The 18,957-nt window shown below is 58.1% G+C and carries 14 protein-coding genes; 3 read left to right on the top strand and 11 right to left on the bottom strand.

What is annotated here, in order from left to right:
• Positions 1-61: 61 nt before the first annotated feature.
• Entirely contained in the window at positions 62-355 is a 294-nt protein-coding gene (locus ACTQV3_RS01135) for a DUF6485 family protein (RefSeq protein ID WP_195838532.1), read from the top strand.
• Positions 356-776: 421 nt separating this feature from the next.
• Here ACTQV3_RS01135 and ACTQV3_RS01130 read toward each other — a convergent pair whose 3' ends face one another.
• The 6 genes from ACTQV3_RS01130 to ACTQV3_RS01105 form a co-directional block, all read right to left on the bottom strand.
• Positions 777-1,097, bottom strand: a complete 321-nt coding sequence (locus tag ACTQV3_RS01130; RefSeq protein WP_154515649.1) for an MGMT family protein — start codon at positions 1,095-1,097, stop codon at positions 777-779.
• Between the two features lie 193 nt (positions 1,098-1,290).
• The gene (locus tag ACTQV3_RS01125; RefSeq protein ID WP_441031532.1) at positions 1,291-2,145 is read right to left on the bottom strand and encodes a DegV family protein; all 855 of its coding nucleotides are present in this window, start codon (positions 2,143-2,145) and stop codon (positions 1,291-1,293) included.
• A gap of 119 nt (positions 2,146-2,264) precedes the next feature.
• Positions 2,265-2,714: a MarR family winged helix-turn-helix transcriptional regulator gene (locus ACTQV3_RS01120; protein WP_154515655.1), complete on the bottom strand. Its 450-nt coding sequence runs from the start codon at positions 2,712-2,714 to the stop codon at positions 2,265-2,267.
• A 169-nt stretch (positions 2,715-2,883) separates the two neighbouring features.
• Positions 2,884-3,603, bottom strand: coding sequence for a B3/B4 domain-containing protein (locus ACTQV3_RS01115; protein WP_441535708.1), 720 nt, complete (start codon positions 3,601-3,603; stop codon positions 2,884-2,886).
• Positions 3,604-3,826: 223 nt separating this feature from the next.
• Positions 3,827-5,497 carry a phosphoenolpyruvate carboxykinase (ATP) gene (pckA, locus tag ACTQV3_RS01110; protein WP_441535707.1) on the bottom strand — a complete coding sequence of 557 codons (1,671 nt, stop codon included), beginning with the start codon at positions 5,495-5,497 and terminating at the stop codon, positions 3,827-3,829.
• A 262-nt stretch (positions 5,498-5,759) separates the two neighbouring features.
• Positions 5,760-7,331, bottom strand: a complete 1,572-nt coding sequence (locus ACTQV3_RS01105; RefSeq protein ID WP_441535706.1) for an L-lactate permease — start codon at positions 7,329-7,331, stop codon at positions 5,760-5,762.
• Between the two features lie 177 nt (positions 7,332-7,508).
• Between ACTQV3_RS01105 and ACTQV3_RS01100 the strand changes: the two genes are divergently transcribed.
• Positions 7,509-9,083, top strand: coding sequence for a lipopolysaccharide biosynthesis protein (locus ACTQV3_RS01100; RefSeq protein WP_441535705.1), 1,575 nt, complete (start codon positions 7,509-7,511; stop codon positions 9,081-9,083).
• Between the two features lie 317 nt (positions 9,084-9,400).
• On the opposite strand, the gene ACTQV3_RS01095 is transcribed toward ACTQV3_RS01100, so the two are convergent.
• On the bottom strand, positions 9,401-10,240 hold the full coding sequence (locus ACTQV3_RS01095) for a metallophosphoesterase (protein WP_441535704.1): 840 nt from the start codon (positions 10,238-10,240) through the stop codon (positions 9,401-9,403).
• A gap of 325 nt (positions 10,241-10,565) precedes the next feature.
• Between ACTQV3_RS01095 and ACTQV3_RS01090 the strand changes: the two genes are divergently transcribed.
• Positions 10,566-12,167, top strand: a complete 1,602-nt coding sequence (locus ACTQV3_RS01090; RefSeq protein ID WP_441535703.1) for a potassium/proton antiporter — start codon at positions 10,566-10,568, stop codon at positions 12,165-12,167.
• A gap of 114 nt (positions 12,168-12,281) precedes the next feature.
• Here ACTQV3_RS01090 and ACTQV3_RS01085 read toward each other — a convergent pair whose 3' ends face one another.
• The 4 genes from ACTQV3_RS01085 to ACTQV3_RS01070 all read right to left on the bottom strand — a co-directional run bounded on the left by ACTQV3_RS01085 (position 12,282) and on the right by ACTQV3_RS01070 (position 18,957).
• On the bottom strand, positions 12,282-13,859 hold the full coding sequence (locus ACTQV3_RS01085; protein ID WP_441535702.1) for a hypothetical protein: 1,578 nt from the start codon (positions 13,857-13,859) through the stop codon (positions 12,282-12,284).
• A gap of 349 nt (positions 13,860-14,208) precedes the next feature.
• Positions 14,209-14,415, bottom strand: a complete 207-nt coding sequence (locus ACTQV3_RS01080; protein WP_441535701.1) for a hypothetical protein — start codon at positions 14,413-14,415, stop codon at positions 14,209-14,211.
• Between the two features lie 27 nt (positions 14,416-14,442).
• The gene (gene pglZ, locus ACTQV3_RS01075; protein ID WP_441535700.1) at positions 14,443-17,064 is read right to left on the bottom strand and encodes a BREX-1 system phosphatase PglZ type A; all 2,622 of its coding nucleotides are present in this window, start codon (positions 17,062-17,064) and stop codon (positions 14,443-14,445) included.
• Between the two features lie 15 nt (positions 17,065-17,079).
• Positions 17,080-18,957 carry an SNF2-related protein gene (locus tag ACTQV3_RS01070; RefSeq protein WP_441535699.1) on the bottom strand — a complete coding sequence of 626 codons (1,878 nt, stop codon included), beginning with the start codon at positions 18,955-18,957 and terminating at the stop codon, positions 17,080-17,082.

Here is an 18,957-nt window from a genome sequence, read left to right as displayed (position 1 = left end):
CACCCTATTGTTTAACATACGGCAGCTTTTACGGCAGACCCGACCGACCGGAAGGAGTCCCATGAGCTCAGTTGCGTTTTGTACCTGCAACGACCGGAAATGCCCATTTAACCCTGTCAACCACGAGAAGGGCTGCACACCGTGTATCGCTAAGAATCTGCACGAGCACGAGATTCCAACGTGCCTGTTCAACGCGATTTCTCCCGATCGGCTTGAGGCCGATAAAGACGAGTGGTCGTGGCAAGCGTTCGCGCGGCATGTAGAAGCATATCTGGGAAGCGACAGCCCAAGAATCCCCGCAGGCGAAGAAGCGCCGCAGGGATTTACCAAGATCGGTTGCTGTAAGCGGGACTAACAATCAAAGTTAGTGCCCCCCCTAAAACCAAACGTCAGTACCTCATTATGGGATAACAGACCTGATGGGTTTGCCCCATGCCTACAGGAAAGCGCCCGCCGACCATGGCAGCCGACGGGCGCTTTCCTGAAGTACACCGTTGAATCGCACAGAGGGGAGGAATGCGAATCAAACTCAACAGGGCAGGCTTTTTCATCGCCTATGGCCTGCTCCGATGCTGCATACAATATAGTTCACCGTTGTTTACTTTGTAGCATCAAACCGCACCGCCACACCTTCTGCATAAGTTAACCGCATTAAACCTGCCAATTAGGGACAGGTTTGTTTTGGCAGGTTTTATCTGGGGAAACATCAATGGAGCCAGCGTTCCGCCACAAAGAGGACAGGCACCTTTGTGGTGGTTTTGGCCACGGCAGAGCCGCTAGAGCCCTGCTGGCCAACGACAGGCGGCCAAGTCGACGTGCATGGGGTCGACAAACGTCACGCCCTCCCCCAGCAGGAGCTCGCGCTGAGCGTCGGGACCGCCAAAGGCAAAGCCCTCGCAAATGCGACCATCGGCAAACACCACGCGGTGACAGGGAATCTCGCCGGGGCGCGGATTGCTATGCAGGGCATACCCCACGTACCGCGCACTTCGTGGACGACCGGCAAGCAGCGCCACCTGGCCGTACGTGGCAACCATCCCCTCAGGAATCTGCTCGACTACCTCGTACACCCGCTCAAAAAAGCCCTCAGACGCCATCGATGCTCCTTTCCGCCCGCAACAGCATAAATCAAATGATCCCTCGGGGACGGCAGGGTTGCTGATCATTTGCGGCCTCCGTGCGGCCGATGGTCCGCAACCCCGTCATCGCCGAGGGATCACATGGCATGGCAGGTAGCGTTTGCCCAGATAAAACCTGCCAAAATAAACCTGTCCCTTTTTGTCAGGTCGGTTAGTTGGCAGGCTGGAAGAAGGCTACGGCTACGGCACCGGGGCCTACATGGGTGCCGATGGTGGCGCCGATGGTGTGAACGGGCAGCTCGCCCTCGGTGTGGCCAGCCCACAGCGCGGCGCTGTCCTCGATATACTTCTTGAGCACCGCATCCGAAAGGCCCGTATAGCCGAGCGCCAGTGGCATGGAAAAGTCGACGCCGCCCGCCTGTTCGACCTTTTGGTTCAGCAGGTTGCGACCGTTCTTGGAACCGCGCGCCTTGCCCAGCTGCACGATCAGGCCGTCCTCGGCAGCCACCACGGGCTTTACGTTGAGCAGCGTACCCACGGCGCCGGCCGCAGCAGACAGGCGACCGCCGCGCACCAGGTACTCCAGCGTCTCGAGCAGGCCGATAACCACCACGCGGTCGCGCACGGCCTCGACCGCCGCCGCGATCTGGGCCGCGCTACGGCCCTCGTCCACCAAGCGCAGGGCATACTCGACCAGCACGCGCTCGCCCAGGGTGACGTTGTTGCTGTCTACCACGAACACATCGCCGCCCGGTGCCTCGGCAAGTGCGGTACGGGCACTCTGATTGGTGCCGGAAAGCTTAGCGCCCACGGTAATAATCACGGCCTCATCGCCGGCTTCACGAACCTCGGCGATAGCCTGCGAAAACGCGTACGGGTTGACCTGGCCGGTCTTGGGCAGCTCATCGCGCTCCACGAGCATCTCGTAAAAGCGCTGGTGATCGATGTCGACGCCATCCATGTACACATCGGTACCAAAGGTGACGGACAGTGGCAAAACAGCCAGTGCCGGGTGCTCCGCCGGCGACATATCGCTTGCAGAATCGGTAATAATGCGGACGGACATAGCGAATCCTTTCTTGCGCAGGTCCCGCGCAGGGAATTTTGACAGCAATGTCCCGGCACGGTATACGCGCTCAAACGGGACGATGCAGTTGTTAGTGGGAAGCAAATGCCTAGGCGGCCCTACAGCTCGCGCAGGGTGTCGAGAATCGTACGCAGCGACGCGTACATCTGCTCGCGCTGCTCCACACCCATGGCCTTGCCGGTGGCGTCGAGCACCTCGCGAATAATGCGATCGGCCTCATTCATGCTCTCGCCGCCCAACGTGGTCAGGCGAACCGGGGCGCGATACTTAACGGCGGCATCGCCCGAATCGTCGACCTCGACGTAGCCGCCCTCTTCCAGATGCGCCAGCGTGCGCGAAACGGCAGCGCGGGTCACGCCTGCCATGCGGGCGAGGTCGGCACCAGTCAGGCCGTCCTTGCTGCGCTCAAGATAGTACAGGCACATGATATCGGAACCCTTAAGGCCCAGCCTTGCGCCCTCAGATGCCTTAATGCGCTGGATCTCCTTGTAGAGCCCGCTAATCAGTCCGACAAAATCCTCAAAACGTGTCTCGTCGTTCTGCTGCATGGGAGACGACCGCCTTTCGCTTGCATGATGCTAACGGGTAAACATCTTAGCCGCATGCCCGAACCCCCGTACCCAAATATCCCAATTGTTAACTCATCAACATAAAAACCACCACAAAGGGGACAGCACCTTTGTGGTGGTTTGGGGCATCAATAGGTTCTAGGCGCCGCTACAGTTCCACGCGCGGGTTATCGCGGGTCACAAGCGTCTTAACGACAACCGTCGCTCCCAGATAGCGCTCGAGCAGCTCGGCTAAGCGATCGATCGCGGCCTGACAGTCCCCCATTCGCTCGGGCTCAACACACTCAATCGCCAGGAACGCATCGGCAGAATCGTCGGACAGAGCCGTTCGAACGCCGTCGCGCCAGTTCCAGCAGCGGCACACGGCGCCCGCATCATCGATGTAGGCGAGCTCGCCGGGCAGCGTCGGATCATCTGCTTCCTCGCCAAGCGGCAGGAACGCATCGCCACCGTCGGTCACCTTCAAGCGAAGGTCTCCCTCAATCGCGTGCAAATCCTCGCCTCCCACGGGCAGCGCGTAGGTCAGCGACACCGTGTTGTAAATGTCCACCGCCGGTGTGATATGACCGACCGGCTTGCCCTTGAGCACGCGCTTGAGCAAGTTCTCGATCGAGCAGCGGGCGCCCTTTTTAGTCTTGAACAGGCGATAGGCCTCGCGCCAAGCCTTGACCGGCGCGTTCTCGCTGATGGTATCGCTTGTCAGGTGGCGCTCCGCATCGATATTGGCGCGATCGAGCAGCGCGGCGATCGCGTCCACGTCCTCTTGAGGAATCGTAGCCGCGGGCTTCATGCCCTTTACGACTACGACGCCGACCGCCGCCTGTGGAAATAGCTCCCAAAATGAATCCTCGGCAATAAAGCCCTTCATACGCTCTCCCTTCATTGTGCGCGCCCGAGCGAGGGCACCTAAACAAAAAGCGCCCTTACAACGGCCACCTTCAAAGTCCTACGGTGCCGTCACAAGAGCGCTTACGCTGTCCCCATCCGGAGAAGGGGACGATATGTCAGGCGTATTGTAGCCCGAGTCATCCGTGCGAGCAAAATCACCACAAAGGTACCCCCTTTATGGTGGTTTTGGGTCTGTGGCGACGCTAGTGGCGGAGTCCCAGCAGGCCGCGGCCGCGATGACGGGCCTCGGCGGACACCTGAGCGTGCGGGCCGGCGGCCTTGACGGACTCGGGCAGGTGCGAGTACTTCTTCTCGAAGTTCTCCTCAAACATCACCGCCAGGTTGTGCGCGGCCTCGTCGTAGCGCGCTGTGCTCTGCCAGTACTGGCGCGGCACCAGGATGCCGTCCGGCACACCGTGGCACGTGGTGGGAATGTCGACATTAAAGATATCGTCGTGCAAGAACTCGCTGTCCTCGATGGTACCGTCGAGGGCGCGTGCGACCAGGGCGCGCGTGTAGGCAAGCTCGATACGATGGCCCACGCCATAACCGCCGCCAATCCAGCCGGTGTTGAGCAGATAGACGCGGGTGCGACCGTCGGCGATACGCTCGCCGAGCATCTTGGCATAGACCATGGGGTCGAGCGGCATAAACGGCTCTCCGAACAGCGAGGAGAACGTAGGCGTGGGCTCGGTGACGCCGACCTCGGTACCGGGGATCTTGGCGGTGAAGCCCGTCACAAAGTGATACATGGCGGCATCGGCCGTCAGGCGCGAGATAGGCGGCAGCACGCCAAAGGCATCGCAGGTCAAAAACAGCACGACGCTCGGGGTGGTGCCCATGCCCTTGGTCCACGCGTTGGGGATATGCTCGACGGGATAGGCAACGCGCGTGTTGTGCGTGATCGAGACGTCATCGTAGTTGGGCTTGCGGTTCTCGTCGAGCACCACGTTTTCGCAGATCGCGCCAAAGCGAACGGCGTTGAAGATCTCGGGCTCGTGAAACTCGTCCAGGCCCTCGCACTTGGCGTAGCAGCCGCCCTCGATGTTGAAGATGCCCATGTCGGACCAACCGTGCTCGTCGTCGCCGATCAGCAGGCGCGTGGGATTGGCCGAAAGCGTGGTCTTGCCGGTGCCGGACAGGCCAAAGAACACGGCGGTCTCGTGCGTGACGGGATCCATGCTGGCCGAGCAATGCATGGGCAGCACATCGTCCTCGACGGGCAGCAGGTAATTCATGACGCTGAAGATGGACTTTTTGATCTCACCGGAGTAGCCGGTGCCGGCAACCAGAATCACGCGTTCCTGGAAGTTGATGACCACGGCGGCGCTGGAGTTGAGGCCCTTGATGGCAGGGTCGCACTGGTACCCGGGTGCCGCGAGCACGCAAAAATCCGGCTCGCCGGTGCGCGCAATTTCGCGAGCGAGCGGACGGGCGAGCATCTGCTTAATGAAGAGCGCCTGGCTCGCGCGCTCGCAGGCAACGAGCAGGCGACGCGTGTGGTTGCGGTCGGCACCGGCCATGCCGCGGGTGACGAACACATCGCGCTCGTTGAGATAGTCGACGATGCCGGCCTTGATGGCCTCGTAGCCCTCAATCGAAAGCGGGCGGTTGACGGCGCCCCAGGCGATCTTGTCGTGAACATCGGGGGTGTCAACGATAAAGCGGTCGTTGGGAGAACGGCCGGTGCGCTCCCCCGTCTCGATTACCAGCGCGCCGTTGGATGCCATGCGGCCCTCTTCACGGCGGATGGCGTGCTCGACGAGCTCCGCAGCAGGTAGATCGACCAGCAGACGCGGCTGATTCTCGGCGGGATCTTCGACCAGCGTAATACCAAAGTTGGACAGAACTTCTGCAGGGGTAACACCAGGCATGGGGCCTCCTTTAAAAGCGCGTCACGCGGGCGCGGCGCGCACTTTACTCACGTAAAGCCCGTTGTACCCGATATGCAAAAACGTTTTTGCGGCAAGGGCGGCAAGCCCGCCCAACGGTCAAAAATCGCAGGCAAGCGGCCTAGTTATTGGGTAGTCATTGGGGACGTTCTTAAACGACGAGTCGTTGGGGACACTCTTGAACAGGCAACATTCAAGGAGTGTCCCCGGATGCCGGCACAAAAGGAACGTCCCTAAGTGCCAACTATAGCGGCAGGCCTTGGCCGAGCATGGCGATGGCGCTCATGAGGACCAGCATGCCGGCGGCGTAGGGCAGGACCGCGCCCAGGAGCTCGGCATCCTTGCCGCGCACGTGCACGGCGGCAAGACCAATAGCGAGCGTCTGCGGCGAGATCATCTTGCCGGCGGCGACGCCAAGCGCGTTCAGCGCGACCATCCAGTAGTCGCTCACGCCCAGCGCGGTGGCAGCCTGGCTCTGGATGGGACCAAACAGCATGCCAGAAGACGTGCCCGAACCGGTCACGAATGCACCGACCGCGCCGATCCACGGAGCCAGAATCGGGTACAGGCCACCGGCGACCGCAATGCAAAACGCGCTGATCGAAGAGATCATGCCCGCATAGCCCATAACCTTGGCACAGCCCAGAACCGAAAGCATGGTAATGACCGTCGGCATCATCTGCTTGACGGTCGCGGCCAGTACCTTGCCCATCATGCGCGGCGAAGCACCCTGAATGGCGCCGCCGACAAACGCCGCCAGGAAAATCCAGACGCCCGGCGTGTTGATCCACGAAAACGTGAGCGTGCCGGGGTTCTCGCCGCAATACACCTGCACCTGGCTCGCAAACGGTGCGAGCGCAGCATGCACGGCAGGCACCAGGTTAGACGTTCCCAACAGCAGCACAAAGATCAGGATGAAGCACGACCAAGCCGAAAGCGCCGACTTAGCGGTGAGCTGCTCGCCGGCCTCGATATTCATGTGGAAGCGTGCGTCCAGATGCCCCGACTTCTCGGCACGCATGGCAAGCGCAGCTGTCAGCGCGAGCGAAACGATGGAACCGACGACGACGGCAAGCTCGGGACCCACAAACATAGCAACGACAAGAGCCGCACCGGCAAAGGACACGCCGGAGAACACGGCGATGCCCGCCACGCCGTTCAGGCGCTCGGCAACGCCCGCAACATTACCCTGGTCATCGGCGACACGACCCGCAACCAGCACGATAAACAGAGGCATCATCGCAAAGAAAGGCGCCAACTGCACCATCTGAACGGTCGCCAAATGTAGCGGGTCCAGGCCCACCAGACCGGCAACGGACACCGTGGGAATGCCAATGGAGCCGTAGGGCGTGGGCACGCCGTTGGCCAGCAGACAGATGAGCACGGCGGGCACGGCCTCAAAGCCCAGGCCCGCGAGCATGCCGGCGGGAATAGCAACGGCGGTGCCAAAACCGGCCATGCCCTCCATAAAGCCACCAAAGCACCAGGCCACAAGCAGCGCCAGCAGACGGCGATCGCTGCTGATGGAGGTGATCATGCTGCCGATCACGTCCATGGCGCCCGTGCGAACGCACAGGTTATACGTGAACACCGCGGCGATGATTACCAAAACGATGGGCCACAGGGCCATCAAAAAGCCTTCGAGCGAGGCGGTCGCGATCTGCGCTGCCGGCAGGTGCCACCATGCGAAGGCAAGCACGCACGAAAGGACAAACGATCCGATGGCGGCTTTCCAAGCTGGCCATTTAAAGCACAGCAGCATCACGACAAGCCAAATGATCGGCACAAGAGCCAGCAAGAATGCGGCGACGTCCATAGGTAGAAGCTCCTTGGTGCCGCGCGGGCGGCATCGTGGTATCACATAACTTCAACAGGATACCGCACGCTCACCGACAATTTACTGCCGCCCCCCGAAAATATTGAACAATCCGTTCAAAAACATGAGTGACATCGTCGCGTCTATACTAGAACGCAGCAATAGAAAGGACCCGCCTTGAGCATTTCGCCCCTCGATAGCATCCGCCGCGCCATCGCCCGCCGCAACGGCATCGCCAACCCCGCTGTATCGGGCGGGGCCCACGGGCAGGGCGGACGCATCGAGAATGGCCTGTTCCCCGCATCGCACACCGCCGAGGAGCTCGCGCGCATCCAAGAGCTAAGCCAGCGTAACGCCGGCGGGCCAAATAGCGGCCAAGCCGCGCGTCGTCGGCGCGAGCACGATCGCCAGCCCGGCCCCATCCACCGCATGGTCAATGCCTGGTGGAACCGCCTGCTCGGCGCCGTCTACGGCGGCGGTTTCTCCATGCAGGAAGCCGAATACGAGGAGCACGCCACCCGTCGCGACTACCTTTGGAATACCCTCGGCACCGCCGTGTGGGGCATGGCGTTTCCGCTGCTCACTATCGTGTCCACGCAACTCGTGGGCGCCGAAGAAGCCGGCAAGTTCTCCATCGCCTTTGTCACCGGCACGCTCATCATGATCGCGTGCAACTACGGCGTGCGCAATTTTCAGGTCTCGGACATCGACGAGAAGACGTCCTTTGCCTCCTACCAGCTCAACCGCTGGCTTTGCGGAGCTCTCGCCCTAGGCTGCGGCCTCATGTACAGCAGCGCCCGCGGCTATGACGCGCAGATGGCGACGATCGGCCTGGGCGTCTACCTCTATAAGGTGATCGACGGCATCGCCGACGTGTACGAGGGCCGCCTGCAGCAGGCCGACAAGCTCTATTTGGCCGGCATGAGCCAAACGCTGCGTTCCGCCGGCGTCATCGCGGTCTTTAGCGCGGCGCTGTTCCTTACGCGCAGCATGCCCATCGCGGCCATGGCCATGGGCGTCGCCGCCATTGCCTCACTCGTGCTGGTCACCGCCCCGCTCGCCCTGCTCGAAACCGAAAAATCGCGTCGCGTGAGCATACGCGAAGTCGGCCGCCTTTTTGCGCAGTGCGCCCCGCTCTTTGGCGCGCTCTTTTTGTTCAACCTTATCGAGAGCATGCCCAAATTTGTGATGGAAGGCACGCTGGCCTACAAATATCAGCTGTATTTTAATGCCCTATTCTTTCCGGCGCAGGCCATTTTGCTGAGCGTTGGTTTTATCTATAAACCGCAGCTCTTGCGTTTGTCGAGCATTTGGGCTAACCCGCGCAAGCGTCGCCGCTTTGACTTAATTATTGTCGCCGTTATGGCGCTGATCTTGGGTTTCACTGGCGCATGCGCCGCGTTTATGGCAGGCCCCGGCATTCCCCTTATGAGCTTTATGTACGGCCTCAACTTTGAGCGCTACCGCACATTGGCGCTGCTGATGGTCGTCGCCGGCGGCATCACCGCAGCCATCGACTTTATCTACGCCATCATCACAGTGCTGCGCCACGCCGGCGATGTCACCAAGATCTACCTCATTTGCTTTGCCGTGAGCGTGGTGGTGCCGATGGTCCTCATCAACCTACTGGGGCTGATGGGTGCCGTCGTGAGCTACCTGGCTATCATGGCCCTACTGCTGGTGTTGTTGATTGTCGAGTACGCCCACATTCGCCAGCGCATAGAACGAGCCCGCAACCCGTACGGTGTCTAATTAGCTGCCTCGGCCACCGGAATTTGCGATGGAATTACCCGGGCTGGGGTCTTGTTGCGGACAATATGCATCACGCAAAACTAAGTGAGTAGACTTTTACCGAATCCCCGACCACACCGACAAAGCACAAGTCTGTGACCTGCGGTTTTATTGAGGCAAACATGTTGGGTGCTCGGCATTTCCAAAAAAGTCTACTCACTTAGCCAGCGGGCAGCCAAATGATTATGTAATCCCCGCCCCAGAAAAATCATTTGATGGGCAGAAGGGCAAAAGTAGTCAAAAAAGCCCCGTCCCAAATTAGCTACCCTTTGCACCGATTATTCGCCGGGCAGAATGTTTGCATAGAACTCCGCCCCGTCGTCTAGGCGCAGAATGCCTACGCGGCCGAACTCGGAGCCGGTGGCGGCGGCACAGTCGATGTCGATGCGGTCGGGAACGCCGGCGGTATCCTCACCGCCCAAGCGCACAATCTGTCCGCGCCCCGACTCCTCATCGAGCCCCGCCAGGCCGCCCACCTCGCAATAACGCCCCAGCGATACCGTGGGCGTGTGGCCGCTCACCACGACCGGACCCTTGCCCTCGGCAGAAAGCAGCCCCGTCGGTGAATCCCAGTAGCCGTGGCGAATCCACAACAGATCATCGGACGACTGCACGGCGAGCATTTGCTGCAGCAACTCGCTATCGGCATCGACCGCTCCCCTGCCGTCACCGCAATCGACACCATGCTCAAGCAAAAACGCACGCGCTGCCTCAGTCTGAATACCGGCGTGCACCAGCAGATACGGTCGCTCGGCAGTCTCTGCCACCGCATAGAGCGGCAGGGAGGCAGCCCAGCGCACCAGCTCCTCGTATGCCTCAAACTCCATTTCGTTGAGCTGCTGGCGCGTGGTCCAACCGCCGTTGATATCCCAGGTCTCGGCATCAAGCGGGTCCTGGCCGATGATCGCGTCGAGCATAATCTGCTCGTGGTTACCCTTAAGCACGCGAGCGTTGGGCAGCGAGCGCACCAAGTTGATGACGCCGACCGGATCGGGACCGCGATCGATCATGTCACCCAACACGTACAGCGTGTCGTCGGACGTTAGCGAGATCTTGGAAAGGGCCTCGTCCAGCGCGCGCACGTGCCCGTGAGCATCGGATGTCACATAGATCGCCATGGAACGCCTTTCCCTACCTTACGGGCGAAGCCCGGAGCCGCAACTAAAACTTCAAGTTGAACTTAAACGTTACCCATTGTACTCCGTTGCAATAAAGCTGGGAAGAGCCCCGCGTCGCCAACGGTCGTTAGCGGCCGCACGCCCGCGCGCGCAGTTCACGGTGCACCGCCGACAGCTGATTCCCGACCAGCTTCGCACACGCCGCAGCCTCGTGTCGAAAATGCGCACGCCCGCAATCCGTTCCCATAAACCCACCACCTTTGGGTACAAATAACCGCAGATAACTGACCGTGCCACGCAAACCACCCAGGAGCGGACACTATCCATGAACCAGATCCTTCTCTTTATAGGCCTCGTCATCATTTTGTGCCTGACCATCAAACCCGTCGGCAAAAAACTCCCCTTCCCCACCCTGCTCATCTTTATCGCGCTGGGCATGTTGCTGGGCGTCAACGGGCCGGCGCATATCGACTTTAGCGACTACGCGCTCACCGAAACCGTCTGCAGCACGGCGCTGCTGTTCATCATGTTCTACGGCGGCTTTAACACCAATATCGACCGCGCCAAACCTGTCGCCGCACCTGCAGTGCTGCTGAGCACGCTCGGCGTCGTCATTACCGCCGGCATCACGGGCGCCTTTGCACACTTCGCGCTAGGCTTCGACTGGATCGGCGGTCTGCTGCTGGGCTCGGTCGTGGCGTCGACCGACGCAGCGAGCGTCTTTAGCGTGCTGCGCGAGCACAACCTTTCGCTGAGGGACGGCACCGACTCGCTGCTCGAGGTCGAATCGGGCTCCAACGACCCCGTCGCTTACATGCTCACCGCCGTGCTTGCAACCCTTGCGGCCGGCGGCGACATCAACATCCCCGTGCTGCTGGCCAAGCAGATCATCCTAGGCGTGGGCCTGGGCATTGTCATCGGCTGGGCATCGGGCCGCCTGATTGAGTGCGCGCACGCAACGGCCGAGGGCGCGCAGACCATCTTTTTGTTCGCCGTGGCGATCGTCGCCTACGCGCTGCCGAGCTACCTGGGCGGCAACGGCTTTTTAGCCGTGTACCTTGCCGGCATTGTGCTGGGTGCGAGCGACATCACCGGTAAGGTCGAGCTGGCGCACTTCTTTGACACCCTCACCGAGATGGCCGAAATGACCATCTTCTTTTTGCTCGGCCTACTCGTGACGCCCGCACGCCTGCCGCAAATGCTGCTACCGGGCCTGGCACTCATGGCGTTTATGCTCTTTGTGAGCCGCCCCATCGCCGTCGGTCTGCTGCTGGCGCCCTTTAAGTCCAATCCTCGCCAGGTCGCACTCGTAAGCTGGGCGGGCCTGCGCGGTGCGGCTTCGGTCGTGTTTAGCCTCTTTGCCGTGGTGGCCGGTGTTCCCGGCGGTCACGACCTGTTTGACCTGGTGTTTGTGATTGCCGTGGCGAGCATTGTGGTGCAGGGCTCGCTGCTGCCTGCGGTGGCAAAGAAGCTCGACATGATCGATGCGGCCGGCGACGTGCGCCGTACGTTTAACGATTACTGCGACGAGGACGGCATGTCGTTCGTCAAGCTCAAGGTGGGCGCGGGCCATCCGTTTACCGGACGCTCGCTCGCGGACATCGGCAGTGCCACGGACATGCTCGTAGCCCTGGTGCTGCGCGACGGTGCACACCCGGTGCTGCCCAATGGCGATACCGTCATCGAGGAAGGCGACCTGTTGGTGATGGCAGCGCCGACGTTTGAAGATCGTGCCGAGGTTACACTGCGCGAGGTCACCGTGACATCCCACGGTCGCCTGGCAGGGCTGCGCCTGCGCGACGTGCCGCAAGGCAAGCACCCCTTTATCGTCGTGATGATCAAACGCGACGGCCAAACGATCATCCCCGACGGCAACACCCTCATATACGCCGGCGACGAAGCCGTCATCGCCACGCTGGCGTCGTAGCCACAGGCCGATTTCAGCGAACTCGAAAAGCATGGGGGGCGCGCATTGCCACCCCCCATGCAACTTCAGACAATCGCTCGGCATCATCCCACAGGAGCCGTTGCGCTCAGCGCCCTAACCTTTGTCGTAAACGCACTCCCCTGTGGTGAAATCCCACTTGAGGTCCCATGCGTTCTCGGTAAAGTCGTCATACATATCGATCGCGCTCCAGCCGGACACTCCGCCGTCGTCAAAACACGTGGGCTCATAGAACGTGTCAAGCTGCGGGTCGATGTCGGTCGTCACCGAAAAGTCTGGGCCGTATGTTCTTCCCAGCGCCACGATATTGTCAATCTGGTCGACGGATTCGACTGCCTTCAACCCCCGCGCAACATCGCCGAGCAAGCCGCAGAAAGCTTCCTTTTCCAGCGGCCTATTGGCGGTCTTAACAGTCTTGACCCACTCTGTGGAAGTGGGGAACATTACGCAGAGCGCGCGAACGACATCGTTGCCGGTTTTACAGAGGCCGAACAGCTTTTGGCGCGCTTCGTTTCTCTGCTTTGTCGCCTTGACGCCTATGTACTGCCAATAGTCGATCGTGCCGTCCTTTAGAACCGTTCCGTTCTTTAGGGTCACGCGAACACCGAGGTACTGCGTTTCGGCCTCAAAATAGCCGGCACAGGGCTTTACCGGCTCAAGCGGATCCCTCAAATTGGGATCGTCATAGCGTGCTTCCTCTTCTGGCAGCTCAAGGCGGTCGATAACAAGCTGCTTGGAGGCATTATCGGGATATTTGCGCAGCTCTTTGCAGATACCAGTTTTAGAACGCTTGCCGATAGAGACCTTATCAAGAATTACTTCGACGCTATCAATATCGTCGAGTGCAACAAAGTGCGCGAGCAGCAACCCGGGCTGTTTGATAGGTTGTTTATCAGGGGTCACCCTCAGCACAGTCGCAACTCCATCGAAATGACCTTTTTTATAGAGCTCATACAGATCGATGCAGGATAGGAGATTATCGGCATTAAGCTTTTTCGCAGCATCCGTTATTTTCTCGACATCATTATCGACAACCAGCGATGCAAAGTAAGCAGGATCGACATGATCGCATTTTCCGAACAATAGTCGCGAGCAAAGGGCCGCAACGACAGCCTGTCGCCATTCAAAAATGAAAGATGTTCTAATAAATGTAAAACCTTCGGTATCCTTATGGCGGAGATCCTCAGGCGAAAACTTGACCTGAGTTAGCTCACCCGTTCCCCCGTCATAAAAGAACGGGTCGATATTCCCGAAACCGTCATTGATATCGATAACGCACGAAACGCCTTTCAAGACGTTACAAAAAGGCCTGATAAACTTCTCGATATCCGCGCTAATCAAATTGCCGTAGTAATCGCATTCAGTAGCGATTCCGATATTAAGACGCACGACATCGCCAAATTGCTCATGGCATGACCAGAATCGACCGGAAAACTCGGAAAGCAGATCCTCACCATAAAGCGTAACTTCAGATTCAATACCTTCTTGGTCGGCTCCACTTGAGCCCAAAATATTGCACAATTGAGGATTATTGCACGAAAACTCAACCTGACGTTTGTATTTTCCATCATCCATCTGGAACGTAGCATTCAGGTTGTCAGCCATTTGTCCAAGAATAGCTTCCCGAGCATCTTTCGTGCTGTAAATCCTAATTGTGAGATATTCCTTGCTCATTGCTCGTCCTTTCGTACTGAGACAAATCGAATGGTCGATAGGCCTTGTCCGGAAAAGCGCATAACGCCACATTCAGGATGCTTGTCACGTAATTAAGTGAGTTCACCCATGGCAAGCAGTCCCGCGACCAATGCCGACATGTATTAACTTAGCCCAGCTGACAACGCCATTTGTTGAGCAACAAGTGCGAGCGGCACCTTTTGAGCCCCGAACGTTACCACAGACTTTAATAACGGCACAAATCAAAAAAGTTGCGGTGATGTAGGGACTGTTTATGCACTCCAAAGCGCAATTTAGTCCCTATTTCACCGCAAGTTATTGAGGGGATAAGGTTAAGGGGCGGCTGTGGCTACCAGCCGTCGTCCGTATCGTCGCCCGCGGCAAAGTCGCGGAGGTCGAGGCCTTCGCGTTCGGCTCGGGCTAGGAGCTCTTGGGGCGACTCGTCCTCGATATCCACTACGTCGAGCATGGCAGCCGGAAAGCCCACGCCTGCTGCACTCCCCGCGCGATCGAGCAGACTCTCGCGCAGTTGGTCCACATCAACTTCGATCTTCATGGTGAAACCTCCCCATTCAGCCCCCACTTACCATTCACGACCCAGATAAACATGGAAGTGCAGCGTCTGAAGAACACGCTCTTCGCCGCTATCCGCGTTTTTCAGGCAAAGTGCATACTCCGCGCGTTCATCAAGTTCAACGGTTGGACGCACCGTCAGCATTACCTTAAAGCGGCGCGCCCTCGCATCGACTTCAGTCAAATCGGCTACGATTCTTGCAATGTCGGTTACAGGGTTTCCGCTGCGATCGGCAACAAACACTTCATAGTTCGCAGGAAGGATCTTGCCGACCACCGCCTCATCTTGCAGAAACTCCAGGAAAAAAGACGTATTCGAGATGGATTCAAGTTGCGTAACGAGGGACAAGCCAACGGGGCTCGATGCGACAAAGCCACGCGTTCCGGCGCGCTTATTGCTAAAAGTCAAAACCGGCACACACATCTCCTGCAATGATATGCCGCCATGGACAAAGTTCTCGCCTCCGCCGGGACGTCGCAAACGCACGCATTCACGTGGCGAAAAGCCCACGAGGCTATCAGCAGAAGCGGGTAGAGCAACCTTAAGCAGCGTATCGGACTCAGAATCGCTCGAGGCAACAGCCCAGCGGCGTCCAGCCTCAATGACGTCGCCCGCCACGTCCGCAACACTCGTATGATCATATTCGGCAAGCGGCTCTGCGGTGTACAGAAACCCATGATCTGCCGTAATGATGATTCGAGACGACATAAACTCACGCACGATGAGCTTGACCAGCACCGATAACTCGTCAATTGTTTCATCGCAGGCATGAAACGCCCTGCGCTCGGTTGCGGCCTTGTCACCAATGGCATCAATGAGATCGTGATAGATATAGACAACACTCGCGTCTCCTACGACCTTCTTGCGTTCGGCACGGTCCATCTCGCCGACGAAACGGTCATAGCGAACCGCAACAGCACCCTCATAATGCTCGCCAATCACCTTTTGGCGAGAATCGATAGTATCGACGCACCCCCCATCAACAAACACGCCAAAGCCCGATCCCCCCTCTCCGCATGCCTCGTAACGCATCGTTCCATGAGGCAACAAGGCAGCCATACCGCATCTGGTTATCGAAGGAAACACGCCTTGCACGGCGCCAAGCTCGCACTGACCCTTTGTCTCGCGCTCAAGACGCTCGGCGAGTTCTGCAGCAACCTCATAGCGCAAAGCATCAGATACGATGACCCAAATACGCTTTCCACGGCGATTCGCAGGCTCAACGTAGCTCAAATCAAAATCAACCTGACGCGGAATATCCTTCACATATCCCTGCAAGCCCAATGCGTCGCCCGACGCGCTTGCCCAACGGCGAGAGAGCTCCTTAAGAAACCAGCCTTTATACAAAGCTTCCATCGACTCAAAGCAGGCGCGGAAGTCTTCATCGAGCTCGTACTCCCCCGCTCTAAAGGCACCGGCGAACTCTGTCACCAGCTCACGGTACCAAGCGTCCATGCGATAGAAATCGCTGGTATAAGAACCCCAAAGGGCCAAAGCCCCCATGCCCGCAAAACCTTCTACATGGTCGCGATAAAAACGCTGCATATGAGCTGCAGCCGAAACGCCGCGATAATAGCAGGCAAGTTCCTCATACCAGAGCGATCCGCGACGAGAGGCGACGACCGACAACACCTCATCAGCAACGTCCACAGACAGACGCACCCGCTCAAACAGCATGCGCAGAATGGTGGCATCGATGCAGGGAAAGACGTCGGCCCCTGAAATACAGTCAAGACCAACGTCAGCGAGTATCTTTCCAAGCTCAAGCTCACGCTCAACCGCTGTTGTCATACTCAACAGCAATAGACGATTACCGCCACGAACCCAATAATCAACGCAAGCGCGGCAGAACGCGGCATGAACAGCCTGGGAAGAGAAACGTCCCGACAGCGCGTCCAGACATCCGCCCGTCACCGACCGTGAGCAGGCGGTGAGCAACACGTAGACCAGCAACTCGGGAACACGAGATAGCTCGAGCGCGTTCCCATCAAAACCACACCAATGACGAATGAGCTCGCAGAAATAGCCATTCATCTCATATTCAGTAAGTAAGATAACCACCTGATCAGCATTGCCCTCGTGCAGGAGTGCCAAATAGCCTGATACGATTGCCGCGGGATCGAGCTCGCTGACACCCAAGCAGGTAGCCAAAATGCCAAGCTCAAGCTCATCGACGTTCTCAACAGCGACTTCCCTCGATGAATGTAGCAACTTATTGAGCTTTATAACGTTGCGGCGCTTGGCAAAAAAGGCTCTATGGGACTCAAACGCCGCGCGCATCTCATACGAATCAACCGCGCCGATCTCGCGTAGCTGCACAGAAACATAGTCGGCAGCAAACGGGACGCAACGCGCTTCAACATCCGCCAGCCAATCGCCAGACGGCTCCCCCGCGGAGCGACGATATATAAGCACCTTACGTCCGCCCAAGTCGCCATTGAGCTTACGCTTGATAGCAAACCGACCACCCTCGCGATCAACGAGAACGGTGACGCCCGGCAGCTCCAAATCTGCAATCACATCCTCAAATTCACCGGACGGATCATGCCATACAACAATGGCGCCCCCGCAATCGGCGTTCTGACCTGCAAACAAATGCAGCAGCTCGGATGTAATATCTGCAAGCTTCATGGCAAACTCTCAAAACTAGTCATCAAACAAACCGGCAAAAATAGCATCCAAATCCTCTTGAGAGGTAGGCTGCGTCTCCAGTATTTCGGAATCAATACACCTGAGCATGGTGTTCTCTTTTTCGCGCAGACGAGTATATATTTCCTCGTCAAGCGACCACGGATCGGGTTTTCCAAGGTCGTAATCTTCCGAAAGGTAGTAGTACCTTGTCTGCTGATCTTGCGGCAGGCCCAAACGGTGGATTCGATCGCGGGACTGCAGCAAATGGACCAGATTAAAGCTGTACTCGTAGTACACGGCATCGTGACAAATCGAATGCAGCGAGACAGACTCGGCAAGCGTATGAGGATTGGTGATGAGTACGGGAAACTTGCCAGCCCTAAAGTCATCCAGGTCTGCCGAACGACAGACAAGGTCATCCTGGCCGTTAATCGTACGCGCCTCAATCCCCATATCAGCCAGACCGCGCTGAAGATCGGACATGCTCTTGATGAAAATGCACCAGACGATAACCGAGCGCCCCTGTGCCACCAAGTCGCCAATCAGAGAGCAGCAACGAGCACGTTTGCTCGATGCCCCGGCAGATCGAATCATGCCCACGATCTTATCGGAGTAGTCGACGGCATCGACCTCGCCGGTCTCCTCGTCTTCTTCGATAATCCAACGATAGTCTTCGGGATTAAGCGTTTCGAGCAGGTCGATCGGATCGTTTTCCATCTGCAGCACACGCAGCATCAAGGTCAGCTTGTTGCGACGGTAACGGTTTTTAATAACGCCGAGCAGTAGATCCGTACGCTCGCCAGACGACACCTTGATAAGCTCGTCGGGCTCGGCCCTCGGGACGCCTAGGTCATCCTTAGTCGTACGGCAATAAAATGGCTGCAACTTGTTGTTCACGAGCTCAATGTCCGAGTCCTCGGCGTTTTTGAGCTCGCTTTTCTCAAAGCCAAAAAAGTTGTCATACTCCCGCGGATACAGAATGTGCAACATATTGTAAATATCGATATATCCGTTAGGAATTGGCGTGCCCGTCAGGGCAAACGTATAGGGAGCACTCTTGGAAACCACGAGAGCGGCGTTAGCTTGCTTTCCGCCAACGCGCTTAACGCGATGGATTTCGTCGAACACCAAAAGCGTGCGCTCTCCAGCGACCTTGCTGAGCTCCTCAGCAACGCCAATAGCCGCCTCGTAATTCACAAGCAGCAAATTGCAACCGCCCACACGAGCGCGAATATAGCTCCGACGGTCAGACTTTCCAAGCTTTCGGTAAGCATCGTCCTGCGTCGTAAACAAGCTAAGCGGCCGCTTATCACCAAAGCACAGTCTCCACTCCGTCGCCCAGGAATCAAATGCGTTTTTAGGGCACACGACCATAATGCGATCGACCATGTTGCGGGCCGCCAAAAAGGCAAACGCACCAAGAACGGTCGCCGTTTTACCCGACCCCGGCACCGAGAAATTGCCTGCACGTCCCATCGTTGCCAAGAAAAACGCGTCGCGCATCTGGCGATCCTTAAGTGGACGCGCCATGGCGGTATCGACGACCTCCGAGAACTCTGCAAGGTGGGCATCGTGTTTGTGGTCGCCGCGCTTGATCTCGTTTCCCAAACGCGAACGTTGCTCGGCAAGTTCGCGAATCTGCGTAAAGCCGTCCTGAAGGTCCTCATCCACCGATAGCGCCACACCAAGACGGCTGGCAACCTTCGATAGCTTGCCAACAATCTTTTCGAACTCCGTATAGTTGCCGATCTCTTCGAGCAAAATGTGGCCCTGGACGACACACCTGACGTATGCCCTGCAGGTCATCTTAAAGCGAGCATTGCGACGAAGGGAGTCGGCATCAAGAGGATCAGGATCAAGATAGATTTGTCCGTTTCGCTGATACAGGCGCAT

This window comes from Collinsella sp. LCP19S3_A7 (assembly GCF_052121995.1).
Lineage (GTDB): Bacteria > Actinomycetota > Coriobacteriia > Coriobacteriales > Coriobacteriaceae > Collinsella.
Note: the sequence above shows the minus strand (reverse complement) of the source record. Positions and strands in the feature narration are given on the sequence as shown.

Bases quoted from the DNA above. Each gene is read 5' to 3' on its own strand.
- ACTQV3_RS01125 (WP_441031532.1), bottom strand. From the start codon at position 2,145: ATGTCCGTCCGCATTATTACCGATTCTGCAAGCGATATGTCGCCGGCG.
- ACTQV3_RS01085 (WP_441535702.1), bottom strand. From the start codon at position 13,859: ATGAGCAAGGAATATCTCACAATTAGGATTTACAGCACGAAAGATGCT.
- ACTQV3_RS01120 (WP_154515655.1), bottom strand. From the start codon at position 2,714: ATGCAGCAGAACGACGAGACACGTTTTGAGGATTTTGTCGGACTGATT.
- ACTQV3_RS01135 (WP_195838532.1), top strand. From the start codon at position 62: ATGAGCTCAGTTGCGTTTTGTACCTGCAACGACCGGAAATGCCCATTT.
- pglZ (WP_441535700.1), bottom strand. From the start codon at position 17,064: ATGAAGCTTGCAGATATTACATCCGAGCTGCTGCATTTGTTTGCAGGT.
- ACTQV3_RS01090 (WP_441535703.1), top strand. From the start codon at position 10,566: ATGAACCAGATCCTTCTCTTTATAGGCCTCGTCATCATTTTGTGCCTG.
- ACTQV3_RS01130 (WP_154515649.1), bottom strand. From the start codon at position 1,097: ATGGCGTCTGAGGGCTTTTTTGAGCGGGTGTACGAGGTAGTCGAGCAG.
- ACTQV3_RS01105 (WP_441535706.1), bottom strand. From the start codon at position 7,331: ATGGACGTCGCCGCATTCTTGCTGGCTCTTGTGCCGATCATTTGGCTT.
- ACTQV3_RS01115 (WP_441535708.1), bottom strand. From the start codon at position 3,603: ATGAAGGGCTTTATTGCCGAGGATTCATTTTGGGAGCTATTTCCACAG.
- ACTQV3_RS01070 (WP_441535699.1), bottom strand. From the start codon at position 18,957: ATGCGCCTGTATCAGCGAAACGGACAAATCTATCTTGATCCTGATCCT.
- ACTQV3_RS01095 (WP_441535704.1), bottom strand. From the start codon at position 10,240: ATGGCGATCTATGTGACATCCGATGCTCACGGGCACGTGCGCGCGCTG.
- pckA (WP_441535707.1), bottom strand. From the start codon at position 5,497: ATGCCTGGTGTTACCCCTGCAGAAGTTCTGTCCAACTTTGGTATTACG.
- ACTQV3_RS01080 (WP_441535701.1), bottom strand. From the start codon at position 14,415: ATGAAGATCGAAGTTGATGTGGACCAACTGCGCGAGAGTCTGCTCGAT.